18 protein-coding genes are annotated in these 20927 nt (G+C 56.0%); 14 read left to right on the top strand and 4 right to left on the bottom strand.

Annotated elements, in window-relative coordinates; genetic code table 11:
• Positions 1 to 107: 107 nt before the first annotated feature.
• Positions 108 to 881 (bottom strand): AraC family transcriptional regulator, encoded by a 774-nt coding sequence (locus LNA76_RS04955; RefSeq protein WP_230018209.1) that lies wholly within the window; start codon positions 879 to 881, stop codon positions 108 to 110.
• Between the two features lie 97 nt (positions 882 to 978).
• On the opposite strand from LNA76_RS04955, the gene LNA76_RS04950 reads away from it, so the two are divergent.
• The 6 genes from LNA76_RS04950 (at position 979) to LNA76_RS04925 (ending at position 7064) form a co-directional block, all read left to right on the top strand.
• Entirely contained in the window at positions 979 to 2103 is a 1125-nt protein-coding gene (locus LNA76_RS04950; RefSeq protein WP_230018208.1) for an MFS transporter, read from the top strand.
• Positions 2104 to 2273: 170 nt separating this feature from the next.
• A complete protein-coding gene (locus LNA76_RS04945) occupies positions 2274 to 3512 on the top strand; it encodes an MFS transporter (protein WP_230018207.1) in 1239 nt (412 codons plus the stop codon).
• A gap of 4 nt (positions 3513 to 3516) precedes the next feature.
• Positions 3517 to 4380, top strand: coding sequence for an alpha/beta hydrolase (locus LNA76_RS04940; RefSeq protein ID WP_230018206.1), 864 nt, complete (start codon positions 3517 to 3519; stop codon positions 4378 to 4380).
• Positions 4377 to 5369 (top strand): VOC family protein, encoded by a 993-nt coding sequence (locus LNA76_RS04935; RefSeq protein WP_094196671.1) that lies wholly within the window; start codon positions 4377 to 4379, stop codon positions 5367 to 5369. Before LNA76_RS04940 ends, LNA76_RS04935 begins: the two co-directional genes overlap by 4 nt.
• A gap of 10 nt (positions 5370 to 5379) precedes the next feature.
• Entirely contained in the window at positions 5380 to 6537 is a 1158-nt protein-coding gene (locus LNA76_RS04930; protein WP_230018205.1) for an FAD-dependent monooxygenase, read from the top strand.
• Positions 6538 to 6608: 71 nt separating this feature from the next.
• The gene (locus LNA76_RS04925) at positions 6609 to 7064 is read left to right on the top strand and encodes a MarR family winged helix-turn-helix transcriptional regulator (protein WP_094196673.1); all 456 of its coding nucleotides are present in this window, start codon (positions 6609 to 6611) and stop codon (positions 7062 to 7064) included.
• Between the two features lie 8 nt (positions 7065 to 7072).
• On the opposite strand, the gene nudC is transcribed toward LNA76_RS04925, so the two are convergent.
• Positions 7073 to 7834 (bottom strand): NAD(+) diphosphatase, encoded by a 762-nt coding sequence (nudC, locus tag LNA76_RS04920; protein ID WP_094196674.1) that lies wholly within the window; start codon positions 7832 to 7834, stop codon positions 7073 to 7075.
• Between the two features lie 609 nt (positions 7835 to 8443).
• Entirely contained in the window at positions 8444 to 9376 is a 933-nt protein-coding gene (locus LNA76_RS04915; RefSeq protein ID WP_230018204.1) for a YicC/YloC family endoribonuclease, read from the bottom strand.
• Between the two features lie 146 nt (positions 9377 to 9522).
• Here LNA76_RS04915 and LNA76_RS04910 point away from each other — a divergent pair, with 146 nt between their 5' ends.
• The 7 genes from LNA76_RS04910 to LNA76_RS04880 all read left to right on the top strand — a co-directional run bounded on the left by LNA76_RS04910 (position 9523) and on the right by LNA76_RS04880 (position 18341).
• A complete protein-coding gene (locus LNA76_RS04910) occupies positions 9523 to 10641 on the top strand; it encodes a metallophosphoesterase family protein (RefSeq protein ID WP_230018202.1) in 1119 nt (372 codons plus the stop codon).
• A complete protein-coding gene (locus LNA76_RS04905; protein ID WP_230018200.1) occupies positions 10631 to 13252 on the top strand; it encodes an AAA family ATPase in 2622 nt (873 codons plus the stop codon). The genes LNA76_RS04910 and LNA76_RS04905 overlap by 11 nt, the downstream gene beginning before the upstream one ends.
• A gap of 29 nt (positions 13253 to 13281) precedes the next feature.
• Positions 13282 to 14019, top strand: a complete 738-nt coding sequence (gene rph, locus LNA76_RS04900) for a ribonuclease PH (RefSeq protein ID WP_108727480.1) — start codon at positions 13282 to 13284, stop codon at positions 14017 to 14019.
• A gap of 159 nt (positions 14020 to 14178) precedes the next feature.
• Positions 14179 to 14790 carry an RdgB/HAM1 family non-canonical purine NTP pyrophosphatase gene (rdgB, locus tag LNA76_RS04895; protein WP_230018197.1) on the top strand — a complete coding sequence of 204 codons (612 nt, stop codon included), beginning with the start codon at positions 14179 to 14181 and terminating at the stop codon, positions 14788 to 14790.
• Between the two features lie 4 nt (positions 14791 to 14794).
• Positions 14795 to 16009 (top strand): radical SAM family heme chaperone HemW, encoded by a 1215-nt coding sequence (gene hemW / locus LNA76_RS04890; RefSeq protein ID WP_230018195.1) that lies wholly within the window; start codon positions 14795 to 14797, stop codon positions 16007 to 16009.
• A 226-nt stretch (positions 16010 to 16235) separates the two neighbouring features.
• Positions 16236 to 17648, top strand: a complete 1413-nt coding sequence (gene glnA / locus LNA76_RS04885) for a type I glutamate--ammonia ligase (protein ID WP_094196681.1) — start codon at positions 16236 to 16238, stop codon at positions 17646 to 17648.
• Between the two features lie 231 nt (positions 17649 to 17879).
• Entirely contained in the window at positions 17880 to 18341 is a 462-nt protein-coding gene (locus tag LNA76_RS04880) for a GNAT family N-acetyltransferase (RefSeq protein WP_094196682.1), read from the top strand.
• Positions 18342 to 18569: 228 nt separating this feature from the next.
• Here LNA76_RS04880 and LNA76_RS04875 read toward each other — a convergent pair whose 3' ends face one another.
• Complete coding sequence (locus LNA76_RS04875) at positions 18570 to 19499, bottom strand: LysR family transcriptional regulator (protein WP_108727482.1); 930 nt, start codon at positions 19497 to 19499, stop codon at positions 18570 to 18572.
• Positions 19500 to 19600: 101 nt separating this feature from the next.
• Here LNA76_RS04875 and LNA76_RS04870 point away from each other — a divergent pair, with 101 nt between their 5' ends.
• Positions 19601 to 20782 (top strand): MFS transporter, encoded by a 1182-nt coding sequence (locus LNA76_RS04870; RefSeq protein WP_230018193.1) that lies wholly within the window; start codon positions 19601 to 19603, stop codon positions 20780 to 20782.
• Positions 20783 to 20927 lie beyond the last annotated feature (145 nt).

Here is a 20927-nt window from a genome sequence, read left to right as displayed (position 1 = left end):
TGTAGTCGTAATAGCAACTGATCATAGCACTGGTATAGGCAGTAATCGGGCTGATTAATTGACACCTATAGTAGTTAGGAGCCCTTAGTGCATTCGTCCACTATTGCCTAATCGAAATAGCGTTTTTGACGGCTGAAATGACCAGGAGTCAGGCCCGTCTGTTCCTTGAAAAACGCAATAAACGCGCTGTCGCTGGCAAAGCCCAGATCCGAGGCCAACTGAGTGACACGGCCACCCGTGGAAAGCTGCTCAATCGCTTTAAGTAGACGCCATTGTTGTCGCCATTGCTGATAATTCAAGCCGGTATCGCGTTTGAAAAGGCGGCTGATGGTTTTCTCGCTGGCACCCAAATAGCGAGCTACTTCGTTCAGCGCGGGGGGCAAGGTATTCAAGCGGATTTGCTGTAAGCGGCTGTCTTTCGGCAAGGGCAGAAACAAGGCCTGATTGGGTGCCCGTTGCAATTCATCCAGCAAGACCAGCATCACATGGCGGCCCGGTGGCTGATCCCAGTTCTCATCCAGATCGGCTTGGGCGATACGGTCCAGTGCGGCAATCAGCAAATCGTTTGCCGCCAACAGTTGGACCTGCGAAGGCAAATCAGGGTAATGAGTCGGATCCAGGTACACCGACCGGTAATCCACCTGCTCACTCATTTGCGCCTGATGGGGCAAAAGGGCAGGAATCCAGATCAAGCGCTTGGGCGGCAGCAAACACAATTGCTGATCCAGGGTGACAGTAATGCAGCCGCTGTGCGTGTACAGAATCTGGCCCCAGGGATGCTGATGCAGGCCGGAATCATGTTGTGCCAAACGGGCTGCAATCCCCAGCGCATGGCGGCCTCTCAGGTCGGGGAATGGGTCATTCGCGTGTAGGCAAGGCATGATTGTCTGATTTTATGGGTTTTTGATCAGAATAGATGTAATAGAAAAAATTGACCAGCGCTACGCTCATTCTTTTCAAATTGATGTGTGAATGGGCATGACTCGTTTTCTTCTATTAATGATCGTCTTGATCATGTTTCCGCAGGTGGTCGAGACCGCCTATAGCCCCGCTTTACCCCTTATCGCTCATACCTACGCGGTATCGGCCAGTGAAGCGGGCCAAACCTTGTCCGTCTACTTTATTGCCTTTGCGCTCGGTGTGCTGTTCTGGGGCTGGCTGTGCGACCGGGCTGGGCGCAGACCGGCTGTTTTGGCGGGTTTGACGGTGTATGGCCTGGGTTGTCTGCTCGCCCTGTTCAGCCCGAACTTCATAGTGCTCTTGCTGGCTCGCATGATGAGCGCATTTGGTGCGGCGGTCGGCTCCATTGGCGTGCAAACCATACTGCGTGATCGTTATCAAGCCGAAGAACTGGCCAAGATTTTCGGCACCATCGGAGCTGCTCTGGCGCTGAGTCCTTTGCTGGGTTTAGCCCTGGGTGTGGCTTTGTCCTCGGGTGCTCAAGTGATGCCGGTTTTTATCGGCTTATTGGTTCTGGCCTTACTTCTGTTGGCTGCTTGTCTGTTGTACCTGCCTGAAACCCGCCCCGTTCAAAACCCGCACAGCAGCTTGTTGCACGTTCTGATTCGCCTGCTGCAAGATCCCGCAATCTGGCAGTCCGCCTTGCTGGTAGCTTTGTTCAACACCACGATTTTTGCGTTTTATCAGTGGGCTCCTTTCTTGCTGCAAGGCTTGGGTTCGGACAAGCAACTCATGATGATTGCCGGTGTCTTGCTGGCTGGGGGCACGTTCATGGGGGCATTTTTAAACCGCCGCTGGCTGGCTGCGGGGCAGTCGTCCCGTAGGCTGATTTGGCGGGGCATTGCGCTGTTGGCGGTATCGGCTACTGGTCTGGAATTTGCAGGCAAACACCTGATTTTTCTGCTCCCTGCCATGCTGCTTGCGCTGGCCTATGCGGTGGCGATTCCTAACCTTTTGTCCGGCGCCTTGCAGCACTATCGCTCGGTAGCGGGTATGGCAGGTGCGGTCTTTGGCCTGATGTACAGCTTGCTGCTGGGTCTGGGCTTGGCCTTGTCAGCCTGGTGGGGGGATCTGGCTGATGTGACCCTTATTTGTGCCGTTCTGGCCGCTATTTGCCTGGCTTTACCCCTGAATAGGACTTGAGAAAAACCCTGACATGCCCTTCGTAAGGCACCTCACTATAGGGTATATGCTAATACATATGTATTGACATAGATTAAGTCGAATCACCATAATCCTTCATGTTTAAAGCAACTGAAGAGTGTGTCTGACAAACACTCAGCTTGAACATTTATCCAAAAGGAGAGGATGACATGGTGGAACAGGGGGTTATCGGAAATCCGCTCGACAAGGCCAAGCCACGCGGCGCAGTGGCCTTGCTCATGCTGTTAATGGCTGTGCTGGGTGAGATGTGCCTGGCAGCCGACTTTTATGGCTTTGCAGCCGTTATCAAAATTGTGTCGGCAGACCTGTCACTCAGCCCCGCACAAGCTGGCTTGGTGCAGGGCGCTTTCGGTGTTTCGTTCGCGCTGGGCATGTTGTTCTGGGCACCACGTGGTCGTTCCATGAGCTCGGCCCGTTTGTACCTGATTGGCTTGGGTGGCAGCGGCTTGCTCATGCTGCTGCAGACCCAGGCGCAGGATTTCACGCAGCTCTTTCTGCTGCGTCTGGTGGTGGGCTTTTTTGACTCCGCCGTCTGGGTCGGGTCCATGAAAATCGTCATGCAATGGTTTGCGCCACGCCGCCAGGGTCTGGTACTGGGCATTATTCTGGCCGCCTATTCGCTGGCCATTACCCTGGATTTTGCCTTGGGTCTGCCTTACGCCATGGCGCATGGCTGGCGTGCTTTCTTTCTGGTCCTGGGCGGGCTGACATTAAGCGCCTGCTTGATCACACAATTGGTGGTACGCGCCGGCCCTTATCAGGATCCTCACGACAAGATCAAAACCGACGCCGGTGTATTGCGCTCCATTGCCGCACGCCCCTGGATCTGGGTGGGCATTCTGGCCATTTTTGGTGCCTTGTTCTCGGTTGCCGCAACGGCGACCTGGCTGATTCCTGCCTTGATTGATGTGCAGAAAATGGCCCCCGAACAAGCCCCCTTGTTCGGCACCATCATGGGTTTGTCCCAGGTCTTTTTCCTGATTTTGGGCGGTTACGTCAGCGACCGCTTCACCCGTGTTGGCGTGATGCGTGTGGGCATGTGGCTCACCATTCTGGCGGCCAGCGCCTGTGTTCTGGTTGCCTGGCAAGCATTGCCCTACAGCGGCTTGCTGATCGTGGCCATTCTTTGTGGCGTAGGGGTCTTTCATGGTGGCGCTATTTTCAGCTACGTGGGTGAACGTTATGGCGTGAACCTGGGCCCTAGTGCCGCTGGCTATGCCGAGATGGGCGGTGTGTTTGCCACCTTTGTCGCGCCGTCCTTGCTGGGCCTGCTGCTGAGTCTGACCGGCTCCTACGTCTGGGCCTTTGGCAGTTTCCTGGCGGTAGAAGTGCTGGTTTTTATCGGTTTCCTCCTATTGAACCGCTTGCCGTCAGCACAGCCGGACTAAAGAAATGAACAAACTTATTTTTGATCCGGCAGACCTGGCGCAATACCGGCTCCAGGCCTCGGTGGCTGATTTTGACGCTGAAATGGCCGCCTACCAGCACGCCAGTGAACGGGCCCGCGCTGCCTTGAGCACTTGTTTCAGCACACACGCCTATGGCGATGACCCGGCAGAAAAGCTGGATGTCTATGCAGCCTGCCACGCCGGTGCCCCGGTTTATTTGTTCATTCATGGTGGCTACTGGCGCATGTTGTCCAAGGACGACTCGGGCATGATGGCGCAAAGCCTGCATGCAGCCGGTGCCACAGTGATTTGCCTGGACTACGGCCTGGCTCCCGCTTACCGCCTGCCGCAGATCGTGGCGCAATGCGAACGCGCTTTGCAGTGGGTTCACGCGCATGCCAGGCAATTCAATGGCGACCCACAGCGTATTCATATTAGTGGCAGCTCGGCAGGAGGGCACTTAAGCGGCATGTTGCTGGCGGCCGATGCCCAACGCGAACAGCGCCTGATCCACAGCGCCAGCATCCTCAGCGGCGTGATGGATTTGCATCCCATCTTGCAGACCGCCGTGAATGACTGGCTGCAGTTGGACGACGAACAAGCCCAACGCTATAGCCCGGCTTTGCACCCACCAGCGCAAGGAACCCCCGTGCTCGTGGCCTGGGGCGCACTGGAACCGGCCGTCATGCACGAACAAAGCCGTCACTACGCCCGGCAATGCGAGCTGGCGGGCTGCCTGGTGCAGAGCATGTCCGTGCCAAACCGTAATCATTTCAACGTCTTGATGGATCTGGAGCAGAGCGACAGCGCATTGACGCTGGCCGTGTTGCAGACCATGAATCGTCATACCCAGGAGGAGAGACTATGACACAAGCAACTTCCCACTCCACCCTAACCGCGTGCTTTGAGCCCCGCCGTCTGGGCCACGTCAACCTGTGGGTTGATGAGCTGCAACGCGGTGAAGATTTTTACAGCCAGGTCTGTGGCCTGAAAGTGGAATTTACCGAACCTGATCTGGTGGCCACCTTTTTGGGCACCGGCCACACTCCCCATGACCTGGGCATGATGGAAACGACCAAAGGCGTGAATCGCTATGGCCGTGACGGTCTGCTGCAACTGCCCGGCACGATCGGCCTGAATCCCGGCCTGAATCACCTGGCCTGGGAATTGGAGAACGAGGCTGAACTGGTGGCTGGCTGGAGGCGTGCAAAAGAACAGGGGTGCGACATTGACATGACGGTGGACCACCAGGTCGCTCATAGCGTCTATATGTTTGACCCCGATGGCAACTACAACGAGTTCTACTGCGACACCATTAAAGACTGGCGCAGCGTGCTAGGTGGCCCCATGGAATTGCTGACCAGCCGCTGGGATCCCGAAGGGCAGGAGCCGTTTTCCGAAGGCCGCTACGATGCTGACCCGGTTCTGGAAACAGTGCCTGACGCCCCGGTACAACCCCGTCGTGTCACCCACGCCGTGCTGCGTACCGCTCAGTTGGACGCCATGCGCCACTTCTATACCGACGTCGCTGGTCTGGACGTGGTCTATGAAAACGATCGAGTCGTCTATTTACGTGCCGGCCTGGCCAATTATGATTACAGCCTGATTCTGGTACGTGACAAACAAGCTTCCTTCTCTCATGGTAGTTTCGAGCTGGCCAGCGTTCAGGATCTGGAACAAACGCTGGAGCGCCTGAAAGCCCAGAACATCATCCCCGTTTACGATGTGAACCTGCCCTGGAAGCGCGCTTTCTTCTTGCGTGATCCGGACGGTCTGCTCAGCGAGTGGTATGTGACGCAGGCAGGCGAGCGCGCTCTGGATCGCCATCACTCTTTGCCTTTGTGGGCGCAAGTTTAAGGAAACCAGCATGTCCGATAAAAAACGAAGTGCCTTGGTCGCAGGCGGTGGCCTGGGTGGCTTGGCAACCGCTGCCGCTTTGGCTCAGCGTGGCTGGGATGTCACCGTGCTGGAGCGCCAGTCTGAATTGCGCGCCAATGGCTCCGGTATTTATATCTGGGAAAATGGCCTGCGCGTTTTGAAGGCCTTAGGGGCCTACGAGCAAGCCATTGAAGGTGCTTTTTACGGTAGCCATTTTGAACAGCGTGACCTGAATAACGAAGTCATCGATTGCGGCCCCACACCGGCCGACCGTCGGCTGATTACCGTCATGCGCTCGCAACTGCTGAAATCCTTGGAGCAAGCAGGCAAGCGCGCCGGCGTGAAGGTTCGCACGAATGTAGAAGTCATCGCCGCTAACGCACGCGGGGAAGTTCAATTGGCCTCGGGCGAGCGCTTGCGTGCTGATCTGGTGGTAGGCGCCGATGGCATCTGGTCACGTATCCGCCAGGCTCTGGGGCTGGAGCTGGTACACGAGCAAACTCGCGAAGGGGCCTTACGCACCATGATCGAGCGCAGGCCGGACGACACCCAAGAGCAAGATGCTCAAAAATACATCGAGAACTGGAACGGCCTGCATCGTTTGTTGATTACGCCAGTCAGTGAAACCCAAACCTATCTGGCCCTGACTTGTCCACACGACGATGTGCGCGCCAGCAATACCCAGATCGACAAGGAATACTGGTCCGCTTTGTTCCCGCATTGGGCACACCTGATTGCGCGTGCCGATGGCCCAGTCAGTTGGGGTCGTTACAGTGTGACACGCTGCAAAACCTGGTCCAGCGGTCGTACGGCGATTTTAGGTGACGCCGCTCATGCTCAACCTCCGAATCTGGGGCAGGGCGGGGGCATGGCCATGCAAAATGGTCTGGCTCTGGCCACCTTCCTGGAAAAGGTCCAGGATGTGCGCGATATACCCAACGCCTTGGAGGCCTGGGAGAACAATGAGCGCGAGATTGTTGAGCACTGCCAGAAGTGGTCCTGTTTATATGGCGAGATCAGTGCCTTGCCCGATGCCGTGCGTACGCAAGTTGTGCGTTCTGCCATGGCCAATCCCTGGAGCTACGCGCAGATTTTCCGCGCTGCCAGTCATACGCCGACGGGCACTGTCCAAGCAGAGCGCTGCTAGTATACTGACGGTCCGCTTGTCGCTCCGGTTTCATGGGGCGTCAAGCGCAGGACTGACTCCTCCAAGGCACCATGAGCAAAACTTCCGTTTCCATCCCTGATAGCTGTGTAGAAACCAATCTGGCCTTCCAGATGGCAAGCATTATCTACAAGTTGGACCAAACGCTAAGATCGACCACCTTGCGTGAGCACAATATGACTTATGTGCATTTTCGGGTCTTGCAATATCTGTGGGATGAAGACGGGCGCAGCATCGGTGAAATTGCCAAGGCCATTGTCGTGCATCAACCGGTCTTGAGCCGGGTGATTGATCAAATGCAAGAGCGTGAATTGGTGCAGCGTCGCGCAGACGAAAACGACAGTCGCTATATGCGTGTGTACCTGAGCGAAACGGGCCGCGAACGCTATGCGCAAGTCTGGCCCGCCGCCAAGGCAATGATTGATAACGCCCTGTCCGTGCTCAGTCCTGATGAGCGCGAAGACTTTGGCCGCATGCTGCGCCATGTCGCCGCGCATCTGGCGACCTGAGGCAAGGGTTAACGCTGGGCCTGGCCCGGTAGATTGGCCCGAATCAAACGACCCGCAATGGAATCGGTATGGGGCAGATCCGGCAAGGCATCACCCGGGCCAAACCAGCGCGCGTCATTGATCTCGTCAGCCTGGATACGCAAATCACCGCCCGCATATTCGGCGGTATAAGCCACCATCAAAGAATGTGGAAAAGGCCAGGACTGACTGCCGAAATACTGGATACGGTCCACGCGCAGTCCCACCTCCTCCATCACCTCGCGGTGAATGGCTTCTTCCAGATTCTCACCAGCTTCCACGAAACCGGCCAAGGCGGTGTAACGCGCCGTGGCATACGTAGAGTGGCAGGCCAACAAGATACGGTCCTTGTCGCGGATCAGCACCATCATGGCCGGGGAGATTCGGGGGTAGGCCGAGAAGCCACAGGAAGTGCAGCGAAAACACAGCTCATGCTTGACGCGTTCCATGGCGGAGCCGCACACCCCACAGTAACGATGACTACGTGCCCATTCTGAGACTTGAAAAGCCCGGTTCACCAGACTGGCTTGATCGCCCAACTGCGAGAGCACGCCGCGCAAGGGACGAAAGATAAAGCCATCTGGAGCCGGGGTCTGGACGGCGACGTGGCAGGCAAAATCCTGACAATCCTCGCCCGGAAAAAGAGCATGCCATTGCGCCGGAGCTAAATCCAGAGCGGGTTTGGCGGGAATTAAGGCTTGCCCTTCCTGGCTGCTGACCAATATTTCATTTCCACGAAAAATGAAATTCATGTGTTTCCTGTCCTTTAATAAGCCGCCTAAGTGCAGCGCAACGCTGGCTATTGTACGGGAAGGCCAAAGGTGAAAAAAGGCGAAAAAAATACAGCAGGCCAAGCAAGGCATCAAGGTCAGGGACAGAGAAAACGGCTGTTTTAAAACCAGAAACACAGTTGTCAAAGAGATGACGTTTGTCATGACTTTATTTGCCATACCCCAGGACAAAACGTGCAAGCCAACTAATTAGCAGGCAGATAATTAAGCATGTATTTATTTAAACTTAATGACTTGTTTTTAAATTTTTAAAAGTGAATTCATTATTTATAAAAATCATTTCTTATTTTTGTTTTATTTTTTTATTTTAAAAATCGCTGTTTTATTTTTATATATTAAGGCGACTTATAAAGTGTTGATGTTTTTTACTCATTCAACCAGACCACTTTTAAAAAAATGCTACCGGGAGTTTGGCGCTCATCCGGAAAGGCCCACAAAAAAACCGCCAGATCTGAACCAGACGGTTTTCTGAAAAAAACCGCATAAACCTTGGGGGTTAATGCGGTTTAAGCAGACAGCACCTGCAAAAAAAAAACTGTGGGAAGGGAAAAAAAAGAGGCTGACTTGGTTTTACTCGATGTTTTGGGTTTGTTCGCGCAGTTGCTCAATACACAGCTTCAGGTCGATAGAGGCACGTGTCACATCCATGCTGCCAGCCTTGGAGCCCAAGGTATTGGCCTCACGGTTCATCTCCTGGAACAAGAAGTCCAAACGCTTACCGGTGCTGCCTTGGCGGGTACTTTTCTTGTTGGACGCCACACTGGTATCGCCGTTCAGAATCAGCTCCAGCTCGGTCAAATGCGAACGCAGGCGGGCGATTTCCTCGGCCACATCAATACGCAGAGAGAAGACAGCCGCTTCCTGGGCAACGCGGGCAGACAGCTCTTGGCCCGAAATCAGGGCAAAGCCGTCTGGGCTGGCTTGCAGCAAGGCGTCATGCAGGCGAGTAGCAATCTTGTTCTTTTGCTCTGTCAGGATTGCGGGCAGGTGCTGTTCGACCTCGTCCACAATGGCGCTTATGTCTTGATGAATAGCCAGCATGGCTTGTGCCAGACGCTGGCCTTCACGTTCTCGGGTGGCCTGAAAATCCAGCAAGGCAGCCTCAAACGCCTCACTGACCATGGGTAGCCAGACTTGCGGGTCCATGCCCGAATTATTGCCGCTTTGATTGCTCAACAAGGTATGCAACTCGGGCGCAGGCAGGTCCGGAATGGCAACACGTGCTACTTGCAGCATCTGCGCCGTGCGCTCGACTGCTTCCATGTCCAGGTTTCGTTGCTGATCCGTGCCACTACGGGCAAAGTTGACCCGCAATTCCAGCTTGCCGCGCTGCACGCCCTTTGCAGCCAGCTCGCGCAGCAGATTCTCCGCAAAGCGCAGCTCTTCGGGCAGACGCAGATTCAGGTCCAGAAAGCGGTTATTAACGCTGCGCATCTCGATATTGAGGGTGCCTGCTTCGGACTCGGCCTTGGCACTGCCAAACGCGGTCATGCTACGGATCATGGGTGGGTCGCTTTAAGAATGGAATAAAGCCGCCAATTGTACTCTCAGGTCCCGGCTTTGGCCGCTCCTCTCGCTGCTACAAAGCTCTATACTTTAGGCATTCAAGGCCTGTGAGGGCCAATTTTTTTTTATCACGAAGGGCAGTCATGCTACGAATCCTGCATACAGCCGATTGGCAAATAGGTCGCCAGTACTCGCGTTTTGAGCTGGAGGACGCAGCCGCCCTGGCCGAGGCGCGTTTCAAGGCCATCGAGAAGCTGGCCGCACTGGCGACGGAACATCGGGCTGATCTGCTGGTAGTCGCAGGCGACGTCTTTGACTCGCAAACCCTGAGCGATCGCAATCTACGCCGCAGCTTCAATGCCATGGCGGGATTCACCGGCCCCTGGCTACTCCTGCCCGGTAACCATGACGCTGCCTTGAGCGAAAGCGTCTGGACGCGCGCGCGCCGCTTGAACTGCATTCCCAACTACGTGCATGTGCTTGATAAACCAGAGACGTTTCTGCTGGAGAGCCTGAAACTTGCGGTCTTGCCAGCACCGTTGACACAACGCCAGACTTACCAGGACTTGAGCGAGTGGTTCGATCAGGCTGAAAGCCCAGCAGGCTACTGGCGTCTGGGTTTGGCGCACGGCAGCGTCAGCGGGGTGCTGGAACACCTGGACAGCCACAATCTCATTGATCAAAACCGCGTACAACGAGCCAATCTGGACTATCTGGCGCTGGGCGATTGGCATGGCACCGTTAAAGTCAACGATCGCTGTTACTACAGCGGCACCCCCGAGCCAGACCGCTTTCGGGATAATGACGCCGGCCAAGCCTTGCTGGTCGATATCAGCGAACCCGGCGCAACACCTGCGGTTCAAGCCTTGCCGGTTGCCCAGCACCCTTGGCGTAGCATTCAGCAGCATTTGAATGACGACACGGACCTGGATCTGCTAGAGCGGGAACTCAGTGCGTTGACCGATCAAAGCGTGGTGGAGCTGGAACTATCTGGCCAACTAAGCCTAGGCGGTTTTGAGCGTCTGGAGAGCATTCTGGGGCAGGCCCAAGCCCGTTGTCGCGCCTGGGATTGTCAGCGCGATGCCTTGCGTCTGGCCCCATCTGAGGAAGATCTGAATACCTTACAAGCCGATGGCTATCTGCAGGCGGCATTGAAACAATTGCAGGAGCTGCGTCACGGCAATCAACAGCAAGCCGCCGAAGATGCCTTGTTGATTCTGGCCGGTTTGCTGCGCGATAAGGAAGGCGGTCATGCACATTAAGTCCCTGCGCGTCGAGCAATTCAAGCGCTTTCGTCAGCCCGTCTCACTGGACAAGCTGGAGCCGGGCCTGAATATCATCAGCGCCCCGAATGAGGCCGGTAAAAGCACCTTGGCTGAAGCCCTGCGCACGGTGTTTTTCGAGCGCTATGGCACGGGCAGCCTGACAAAAATCCTGCCTTGGGGCGACTCCTCGGCCGCGCCAGAAATCGAGTTGAATTTCAGCCTGAACGGCCAGGACATGCGCCTGAGCAAGCGTTTTCTGAAGCGCAAGCGCTGCGATCTGTACATAGGCAATCAGCATTTGGACAATGATGAAGCCGAGCAGTACCTGGCCCAGCAAATGGGCTTTGAGTACGCCGCCAAAGGCAGCAGCCAGGCCCGTAACTGGGGTGTGCCGGGCCTGTTGTGGATCGAGCAAGGGCAGGGGCAGGATCTGCGCAGCTCGGTCGAACACGCCAGCGGCACCTTACAGCAGGCTTTAGGTAGTGAAATCGCCGATCTGACCAGTGCCGACGGGGATTATCTGATCGAACAGGCCCAGCAACAGTTGGACCAATATGTGACCCAGGCTCAAGGACAGCCGCGTGGCGTCTGGTTGGCAGCGCAGAAAGAGGCCAAGGAGCTGGAAGAGCAGTTACAAAGCCAGCAGTCCGCCTTGCAACAGTATCAACAGTGGGTGAACGAACTGGCGCAGGCCCGCAAGCAAATTGCCCATGCCGAGACAAACCGCCCATGGGAACAACTGCGCGAACAAGCCAAACACGTGCAAGTTCAGCTGCGTCAAGCCCGCCAATTACAGGAGCGTGCCAAGGAAATACAACAGGCACTGACCATGCTGGCAGAGCGCGAAAAGCTCTATCAGCAAGCCAGGGAGCGCGATCAGGAATCGGCCAGCCAACGCAGCCAGCGCGCCGAACAGGTGAAATCCTTAGGTGCCAAGCTGGAGCAAGAGCAGGGCACGCTCAACACCCTCAGCCAGCGTCTGGAGCAGGCTCGCAGCCATGCAGACGCCAGCCGGCAGGAGCAGGAGCGCGCCCATACCTGGCAACAATGGTTTCAAGCGCAGGCCAATTTTGAAGACACCCAGCAGCAATTGCAGCAGGTGCAAGGACAACTGGAGGAGTTGGGCAAGCTGGAAACCCAGCTGGCTCAATGCGGTGCCGCCTTGGTGCAGTTGAAAATAAGCGATGAGGCATTGGACCAAGTGCGCCAGCAGCATCAGCTTATCCAGCGCTTACAACACCAGCTTGAGACGATTTCCACCGAAGTGCAGATCGAACTGCAAGACGGAGCCAACCTGCTATTGGATGGCGAGTCCATTCAAGGCCAACACCGCGCTCACCTGAGCACCAGCACCCTGATTGAGCTGCCCGGAATGGGCCAGCTACGCATCATTCCGGGTGGTCGCGATCTGGGTAAAGTGCAGCAACAATTGGCGCAAACCCGGCAAGAATACACACAGGCGCTTAGCCAACTGGGCGCGCAAAGCCTGGAAGAATTAGAGCGTCGCCGCGAGCAATATCGGGAACAAGAGCAGCAAGACCGATTGTTACGCAGCGCCATGAAAGCGCTTGCCCCGCAGGGTAAGGCGCATTTGCAGGGCCTGGTTCAGGCGGCTCAGCAGCGCGTAGCCCCGCAGCGCCCACAAGGCGAGGCGATTGAGGCCTCGGAACGGGACCGTATCGCCCAAGCAACGGTCCTGGCCGAGCAACAGTACCGTGCGCTGGAAAGCGATTGGCACGACGCCCGTGAAGCCGTCGCCCGCACCCAGGCCCACCTGGAGCAGGCACGCGCCGAAGCCAACAGCCTGGAGCAGCAATGGGCTGACCCGCAACGCCAGCAAGCCCAGCAGGAGCGCGAACAGCAATGGGGACAGTTGCGCCTGCAACGCGAACAACAATTGACCGATCAAAAGACGCTGGCCACCGAACTGGCCGCCTTGCCTGTCTCGGTTCTGGAGCAGGACCTGCAACGTCTGGAGCGCAGCGCCCTGCAGCAGGAGCAAAGCTATAACGAGGCCTGTCTGGCCGCCCAACTGGTGCAAACCAAGCTGGAAACTCACGGAGCACAAGGTCTGGAAGAGCAAATCGACCAGACTTTACTGCGTCTGCACGACTGCCAGCGTCGGTGCGCCACTTACGAGCGCCGTGTTGCAGCCTTGCGCCTGCTGCTGTCTGTGCTGCGCGAACAGCGCAACGCCTTGACCCAGCAATTACACGAACCTTTGCAAAAGCACATCAACCACTATCTACGCCTGCTTTTGGGCAAGGCTCAGGTGGAGCTGGACGAGCATCTGGCCCCACGCTGGTTGCAACGCGACAGTGGGCAAGGGCTGGCGGACGATATCGACGGTTTGAGCTTTGGCGCACGCGAGCAAATTGGTCTGATTGCGCGCCTGGCCTATGCGGATCTATTGCAGCAAGCCGGACGTCCTACCTTGCTGATTCTGGATGACGTGCTGGTCCACAGCGACAACGATCGGCTGGGTGCCATGAAGCGCATTATTCACGATGCCGCCCAACGCCATCAGATCCTGCTTTTCACCTGTCAGGCCGATAAGTGGATGGACATGGGTGTGGCGCTACGGCCTGTCCCGCAAGGCGTACAATAAGCGTTTTGAATGTTATCCGGAGCCTAGCCTTGTCTGAAAACGCTACGATTGCACGCCCCTCGGGTCGATCTGCTGCACAATGCCGTCCTATCGAACTGGTGACCGGTTTTACCCGTCACGCCGAAGGCTCGGTACTGATCCGTCTGGGTGAAACCCATGTTTTGTGCAATGCCAGCGTGCTCGACAAAGTCCCCCCCTTTCTGAAAGGCAAGGAGCAGGGCTGGGTAACGGCAGAATACGGCATGCTGCCTCGCTCCACACACACCCGCTCGGACCGTGAAGCCGCCCGTGGCAAGCAAAATGGCCGCACCCAGGAAATCCAGCGTCTGATCGGCCGCAGCCTGCGTGCCGTCTTCGATCTGAAAGCCCTGGGCGAGCGCACCATTCACATTGACTGCGACGTTTTGCAAGCCGACGGCGGCACCCGCTGCGCCAGCATTACCGGCGCCTGGGTGGCTGCCAGTCTGGCCGTACGCGGTCTGCAAGAGCAGGGCAAGCTGCAAGCCTCGCCCATTCAGGATCAGTTGGCGGCCGTCTCGGTCGGTGTCTTCGAATCCAATCCCGTACTGGATCTGGACTATCTGGAAGACTCCGCCTGCGGCGTGGACATGAATATCGTCATGACAGGCAGCGGCAATCTGGTGGAAGTGCAGGGCACTGCCGAAGGCCAGACCTTTGCACGACCCACCTTGAACCGCTTGCTGGATCTGGCCGAGCAGGGCATTGCCGAACTGATGCAAGCCCAGAAACAAGCTTTGCAGGGCTGATTGTTATGAATTGGGTTTGTTCTGCCACCTACGCCACACGGCTAGGCGGCGGGACAAACCTGCTATTGGGACGCCGTGCCGTTCCGCGCAGCATCCACTGCCTGGCACGGCGCCTTGCCATTTTTACTGAACAGGGCGCTTTGCCGCCTGCAGCGACTTATGAACACTGAATCCAAGCGTGTTGTCCTGGCCTCCAACAATGCCGGCAAGCTCAAGGAGTTTTCCGCCATCCTGGCCCAGGCCGGTCTCAGCATGGTCCCGCAAGGCCAATTGGACATTCCTGAGGCCGAGGAACCCTTTGCTACTTTTATCGAGAATGCGCTGGCCAAGGCTCGCCATGCCAGCCAGTTAAGCGGCTTACCCGCCTTGGCCGACGACTCCGGCCTGTGTGTGCGCGCCCTGGACCAAGCTCCCGGCGTGTACTCCGCTCGTTTTGCCGCCCGCGAACTGGGTGGTGAAAAGTCCGATGCTGCCAATAACGCTTTGCTGGTCCAACGTCTGCAAGGACAACGCGACCGCCGCGCCTGTTATGTGGCCGTTCTGGTGTATGTGCGCCATGCCCAGGACCCACGGCCTATCGTGATTGAAGGCGTCTGGGAAGGGGAGATTCAGGATCAGCCCGTTGGCGAGAATGGCTTTGGCTACGATCCGCATTTTTACCTGCCTGAATTCAAGCAAACCGCGGCGCAGCTCTCGCCGGAAGTGAAGAACCAATACAGCCACCGGGCGCAAGCCATGCAAGCACTGCTGGCCCGTCTGGCCGCCGAGTAAAAACATGACTGTTTTTTCTCCCGAAGTGCGCATTCGGCCTGGCTCCGGCCCTGCCACTTTGCTTCCCAGTCTGCCTCCCTTGTCTGTGTACGTTCACGTGCCCTGGTGCGTGCGCAAATGCCCATACTGTGACTTCAACTCACACGAAGCACCGGCTGAGCTACCCGAAAACGAGTATCTGGACGCCTTGCAAGCCGATCTGGAGCAAACCTTGCCACTGGTCTGGGGCAGACAGGTGATTTCCGTGTTTATCGGTGGCGGCACGCCCAGCCTGCTGTCGGCCCAGGCGCTGGACCGCATGTTGGCCTTGCTGCGTTCCCATCTGAACCTGCTGCCCGACGCAGAAATCACCCTGGAAGCCAATCCCGGTGCCTCGGAAGCCTCGCGCTTCATGGACTTTGCGCAAAGCGGTGTAAACCGGATTTCCTTGGGTATTCAGAGCTTTAACGATCAAGCCCTGAAGGCACTGGGCCGTATTCATGACAGCCAGCAAGCACGGCAGGCCATTGAAGCCGCCATGAAGGCTGTGGAGCGCGTCAATCTGGACATCATGTACGCCTTGCCGGGCCAGACCCCAACGCAATCCGAGCAGGACATTGTGCAAGCCATGTCGTATGAGACCGAGCACTTGTCGCTTTACCATTTGACGCTGGAACCCAATACCGTCTTTGCCAAATACCCGCCCGCCTTGCCCGATGACGACGATAGCGCCGCCATGCAGGACAGGTTGATCGAGTTAACTGCCAGCCGTGGATGGAACCAGTACGAGATTTCAGCCTACAGCAAGCGGGGTGGCCATAGCCGCCACAATCTGAATTACTGGGAATTTGGCGACTATATCGGCATCGGCCCAGGGGCCCACGGCAAGCTGTCCTTTCACGACCGTATTATCCGTACGGCGACCACCCGCAGCCCGACGCAGTGGATGCAGAACGCCATCAAGCGCGACGGCAGCCACTATGCGCATAACGCCCGCGTCATGCCCAAAGAACTGCCTTTCGAGTTCATGCTGAACGTGCTGCGTCTGAAAGAGGGTGTACCTGCCCAGTACTTCCAGGAGCGTACAGGCATACCACTTGCGCAGATCCTTCCCGTCATCAAGCGCAATATCGAGAAAGGTTTGCTGGCTGCCGACCCGGTTCGCGTTCGTACCACCGATTTAGGCTGGCGATTCTTAAATGATTTACAGGAATCATTCCTGCCAGATGAAGGCTCCTGACATTTAATTGTTTATTTAAGACATTTTTTATTGTGCATCCGCACAATTGCTCTACAATTAATTTCTGGTAAGTCCTATGCCATAACGAATTTATCGATGCCGGTCTGTTTGCATCAATTCAGCCCCGATTTTGATAAGCGTGTTGAAGACCTGCCTTAGTGGGTTACACAATGATCCGCGCCACTCCTCCTCACTTTTTGTTAACGTCATTGACGCTGGAGTAATCATGTCCTCCCCCGAAGATGTTCTGAAGATCATTGCCGAACGCGAAATCACGTTTGTCGATTTCCGCTTTACCGATACTCTGGGCCGCGAGCACCACTTGACCACCCCCGCACACGCGGTGGACGAGGATCGCTTTGAGTCTGGTGTCGCTTTTGACGGCTCTTCCTTGCCTGGCTGGAAAGGAATTGAAGCCTCGGACATGTTGCTCATCCCGGACGCCAAAACCGCCCGTATGGACCCGTTCCGTGAAGAGCCCACCTTGATTCTGACCTGCGATGTGGTCGAGCCTTCCGATTTGAAAGGCTACGACCGCGACCCTCGTTCGCTGGCCAAACGTGCTGAAGCCTACTTGCGCTCCAGTGGTTTGGGCGATACCGCGTACTTTGGCCCCGAGCCGGAATTCTTCGTGTTCGACGGTATTACCTGGAACGACGACATGTCGGGCAGCTTCGTGAAGATTCGTTCCGAAGAAGCCCCCTGGTCGCGCGGTCTGGAACTCAATGGCAACAACCTGGGGCATCGTCCTGGTGTCAAAGGCGGTTACGTTCCTGTTTCACCCACGGATTCGTTTGCCGACTTGCGCTCCGAAATGTGTTTGTTGCTGGAACAGCAGGGCGTTCCTGTTGAAATCCATCACCACGAAGTGGCGGCCCCCGGTCAACTGGAAATCGGCACTCGCTTCTCGACTCTGGTCGAGCGTGCTGACTGGAACCAGATCCTGAAATACACCGTCCACAACGTGGCGCATGTTTATGGCAAAACAGCCACTTTCATGCCCAAGCCTGTCGTTGGTGATAACGGCTCTGGCATGCACGTACACCAGTCCATCTGGAAAGACGGCCAGAACTTGTTTGCCGGTAACGAATACGCCGGTCTGTCCGAGTTCGCCTTGTTCTACATTGGCGGTATCATCAAGCACGCCCGTGCCCTGAACGCCATCACCAACCCTTCAACCAACTCCTACAAGCGTCTGGTTCCGCACTTTGAAGCCCCGGTCAAGCTGGCGTACTCCGCCCGTAACCGTTCGGCCTCGATCCGCATTCCTTACGTCAGCAACCCCAAGGCACGTCGTGTTGAAGCCCGCTTCCCCGATCCAATGGCCAACCCTTACCTGGCTTTCTCGGCCTTGATGATGGCCGGCCTGGACGGTGTGCAAAACAAGATTCACCCCGGCGATGCCGCCGACAAGAACTTGTACGATCTGCCACCCGAAGAGGATGCAAAAATCCCAACCGTTTGTGTGTCGCTGGAACAGGCTATCGAGTCCCTGGACAAAGATCGCGAATTCCTGACCCGTGGCGGTGTGTTCAGCAATGAAATGCTGGACGCCTACATTGAGCTGAAACAAGCCGAAATCACTCGTTTGCGCATGGTGCCGCATCCGGTTGAGTTCGACATGTACTACGGCCTGTAAGATGAAAGGCACTGGCTTTGGCCAGTACAAACAAAAAGAGCGGCTTTCGGGCCGCTCTTTTTATAGGCTTACCAACCGTCGTCGTGCCTATACGTAGCAATCCAGGAGCCAGACCTTCACGGTATGTTATTTCTCTGTAGCCGCAAGGACATTGCCGGCTTGCACCTGCAATTCATGCTTAGACAATCAACCAGACACAGTCTATAAATCACGATCGGTATGGAAGTAGAGATGGATTTGATTTTCCAATGGAAACGGCTGGACGATCTGTCCACGCGAGAAATGTACGCGATCATCCAGGCGCGCGAAGCCGTGTTTGTGGTCGAGCAACAGTGCGCCTACCAGGACGTGGACGGCCTGGATTTGCATTCCTGGCATTTGTCCGTGCTCAAAGCTAATGAGCTGGTTGCCTATGCCCGTGTCGTCGCGCCCGGTTTGAAATATGCCGAGCCTTCGATTGGCCGCGTCCTGACCTTGGCCCAGTTTCGCAGCCTGAAAATTGGCTATGCACTGGTGGCCGAAGCCATCCGCTTTACCGAAGCCCATTATCCTGGCGCAGGCATACGCATTGGCGCACAGGCGCATTTGCAAAAGTTCTACGGTTCTTTAGGGTTTGAACCTGTGGGCGAGGTCTACGACGAAGACGGCATTCCTCATATTGATATGCTCAAACCGAGTGTCCTTGCTCGATAGCCTCATTAAGTAGCGTGGCGATAGAAACGCAACGTTGCACGACGGTAACAACTGCCTCTGCCCGGTTTTGCTCCGTATAAAGCTCAGATCCTGGCTCTTGGCACGCCAGACATGACAAAGGCCGGAGAGAATCCTCAACCAGCCCCAAAAATTTGACTTGCAAGGACAAGTATCAAAGCATTCGATACCCGGCAACAAGCGATAAATAAGAAGCGTCAGCCTCCAAATCTAGTTCGTGTCTAATCCAGGCAAAGTACCGCTCTCGCCTTGCTCCTTTAGATACTCAATCAAGGCCCGCGCCGAGTTCGACAGGTGCCGTCGATGCGTATAAGCCAGCACCAAACGCAAAGGAGCAGGCGACAAGGGTAGGGGGACTGGAACCAAACGTCCTTGAGCAATGTCGGTTTCACATCCTTGGCGTGCCAAGATCGCAAAACCCAAACCTTTGACGGCACCAGCCCCAGCCAGCAAACCGCTATTGACGCGAAAACGGCTGGAAACATTCAGAACGTGAAAACGACCATCAGGCAAAACAAACTGCCAGGCCTGACCATCCAAGGCTGTATCGGTCGTAATGCAGGGTAAATGCTCCAATTCTTCCAGGCTGCTCGGCATGCCGTATTGCTCGATCAACGCAGGCGCAGCCACAACCTGGCAATCGAAAGAACATAGCGGCTGCACCACGAGACTGCTGTCTGGCAGAGCACCCCGGCACATCAACAAAGCCAGATCAAAATCCTGCATCAGCACGCCAGGGCCTTCCAAATTGGTCTGACAATGTAGCTCCAGATCAGGGTGCTGGGACGCGAAATCGGCCAGAGCACCGGCGAATAAAACCGGCCCCACCTCCGATGGAATACAAATTCTTAAGCGGCCTGACAAACGGGTACGTTGATCCAGCAAATCCTGCTCAGCCTGCCTCAAGGCTCCCCACCAAGGCTGGAGCGTGTCAAACAGGCCTTGGCCAACGCTGGTGAGACGCAGTTGCCGGGAACTGCGCTCCAGCAAACGCTGCCCAATCTGCCGCTCCAGTTGCGCTACATAGCGGCTGACATTCGAGGTTGGTAAATCCAAGGCCTGTGCTGCAGCGGTAAAACTACCGCTCTCAGCAACTTGTACAAAAACCCGCAAGGCATTTAGATTCAGTTGGGAACTCATGGATTATCCCGGTTTTGATAAATAAACATTTAAATTATAGAGACTGCATATCAAAACCGAGAGAAGTTAGGCTAAAGCCTTTCTTGTTGGTATCTATCACCATGTCTGATTCTGACGTATGTCACCCCCGGCTTTGTGCCCATGCTGTGTCGTTCATCCAGTTTGTTCATGCCCTGGAGTTTATGGCCTTAACGCCTTTGTTTGTCTGGATGGCAGTGGATTTTGATGTCCCTGCGACCTACGCCGGTTATGTCGCCTCCATCTACATGGGGGCTGCCGCCTTGTCTGGCATATTGGCGGCACGCTGGATGCATCGAGTGGCTTTAAAGCCCTTGTTGCTACTGGCCCTGGTTCTGTTGGCCGTGCTCACAGCCTGGGGCGCGAACAGTTCTGCATTTGGACTATTTCTGATACTGCGCCTGGGCGCCGGTTTGCTCGGCGGTTTTCTGATGAGTGCAGCCATGGCTTTGCTGCTGACTGACCTGAATGCCGAGCAACGGACCGACGCGATTGCGATTGTCGTCAGCGCATTTGCCCTGGTCAGCATTGTCGGAATGCCCGCCACCTTGCTCATCGCTGTGGAGCTGGGTTGGCGTATCGCCTTGCTGGTTCTGGCCGGACTTTGCTTGCTGGCTGCCGCGCTGGCCTATCGCTACCTGCCTTCACGCACTCCCACATCCGCCCAGCAAGTACCTCAACTGTGTTTGGGAAAAGAGGCGTGGCGCTGGTTATGCTTGCCGGCTGTTGCACAAGCAGGGTCACTGCTGCTCATCCCGGTTCTGATCCCTGTTTTAACCTTGTGCTACGGCTCTGAGCTCAAACACATGCCAGCGACGTTCATTCTGGGTGGCGTCGCGGCTTGGCTGGCCTCACGTCTGTCCGCCATAGCTATCAAGAAATGGGGGCAGGTCCGAACATCTGAGCTGGGCACACTGCTTCTGATCCTATCCTTGATCATGCTGGCCTTGAAATGGGGCACAGCCCAAGGATTCATGATTTTGTTCATGGCAGGCAGCTACATCCGTCTTGTGTGTGCCAGCGCTTGCAGTGCGAGCTATCCCAATCACGTGCAGCGAGGTCGTTTCATGGCGCTACAAACTACAACGAACCATCTTGGCAGCTTTATTGCCTTGGCCCTTCCATCCACGATCCTGAGTGGTCAGGACCTGTCTCTATCAGCGCTCTATACCTTGCTGTGTCTGATGGCACTTGTTGCTGTAGCCCTGCCTATTTTCCTGCGCAGCACTGTCGCCAGACTGAACCCCCATCACGATCAGACATAGGCGGTGGATCACTAACACACCTAACGCTCTACATCTGCTTACTGATCCCCAAAGGCACCTGGTTTAGGGTGGCAGATTAACGCTTGCATAAGCGTCTAAGGGAGGTCAATTAACCGAACGGCATCACGTCAAAGGAGAGTCGCAT

The sequence above is a fragment of the Alcaligenes sp. MMA genome, from assembly GCF_020907215.1.
GTDB classification, from domain to species: domain Bacteria; phylum Pseudomonadota; class Gammaproteobacteria; order Burkholderiales; family Burkholderiaceae_B; genus Alcaligenes; species Alcaligenes aquatilis.
Note: the sequence above shows the minus strand (reverse complement) of the source record. Positions and strands in the feature narration are given on the sequence as shown.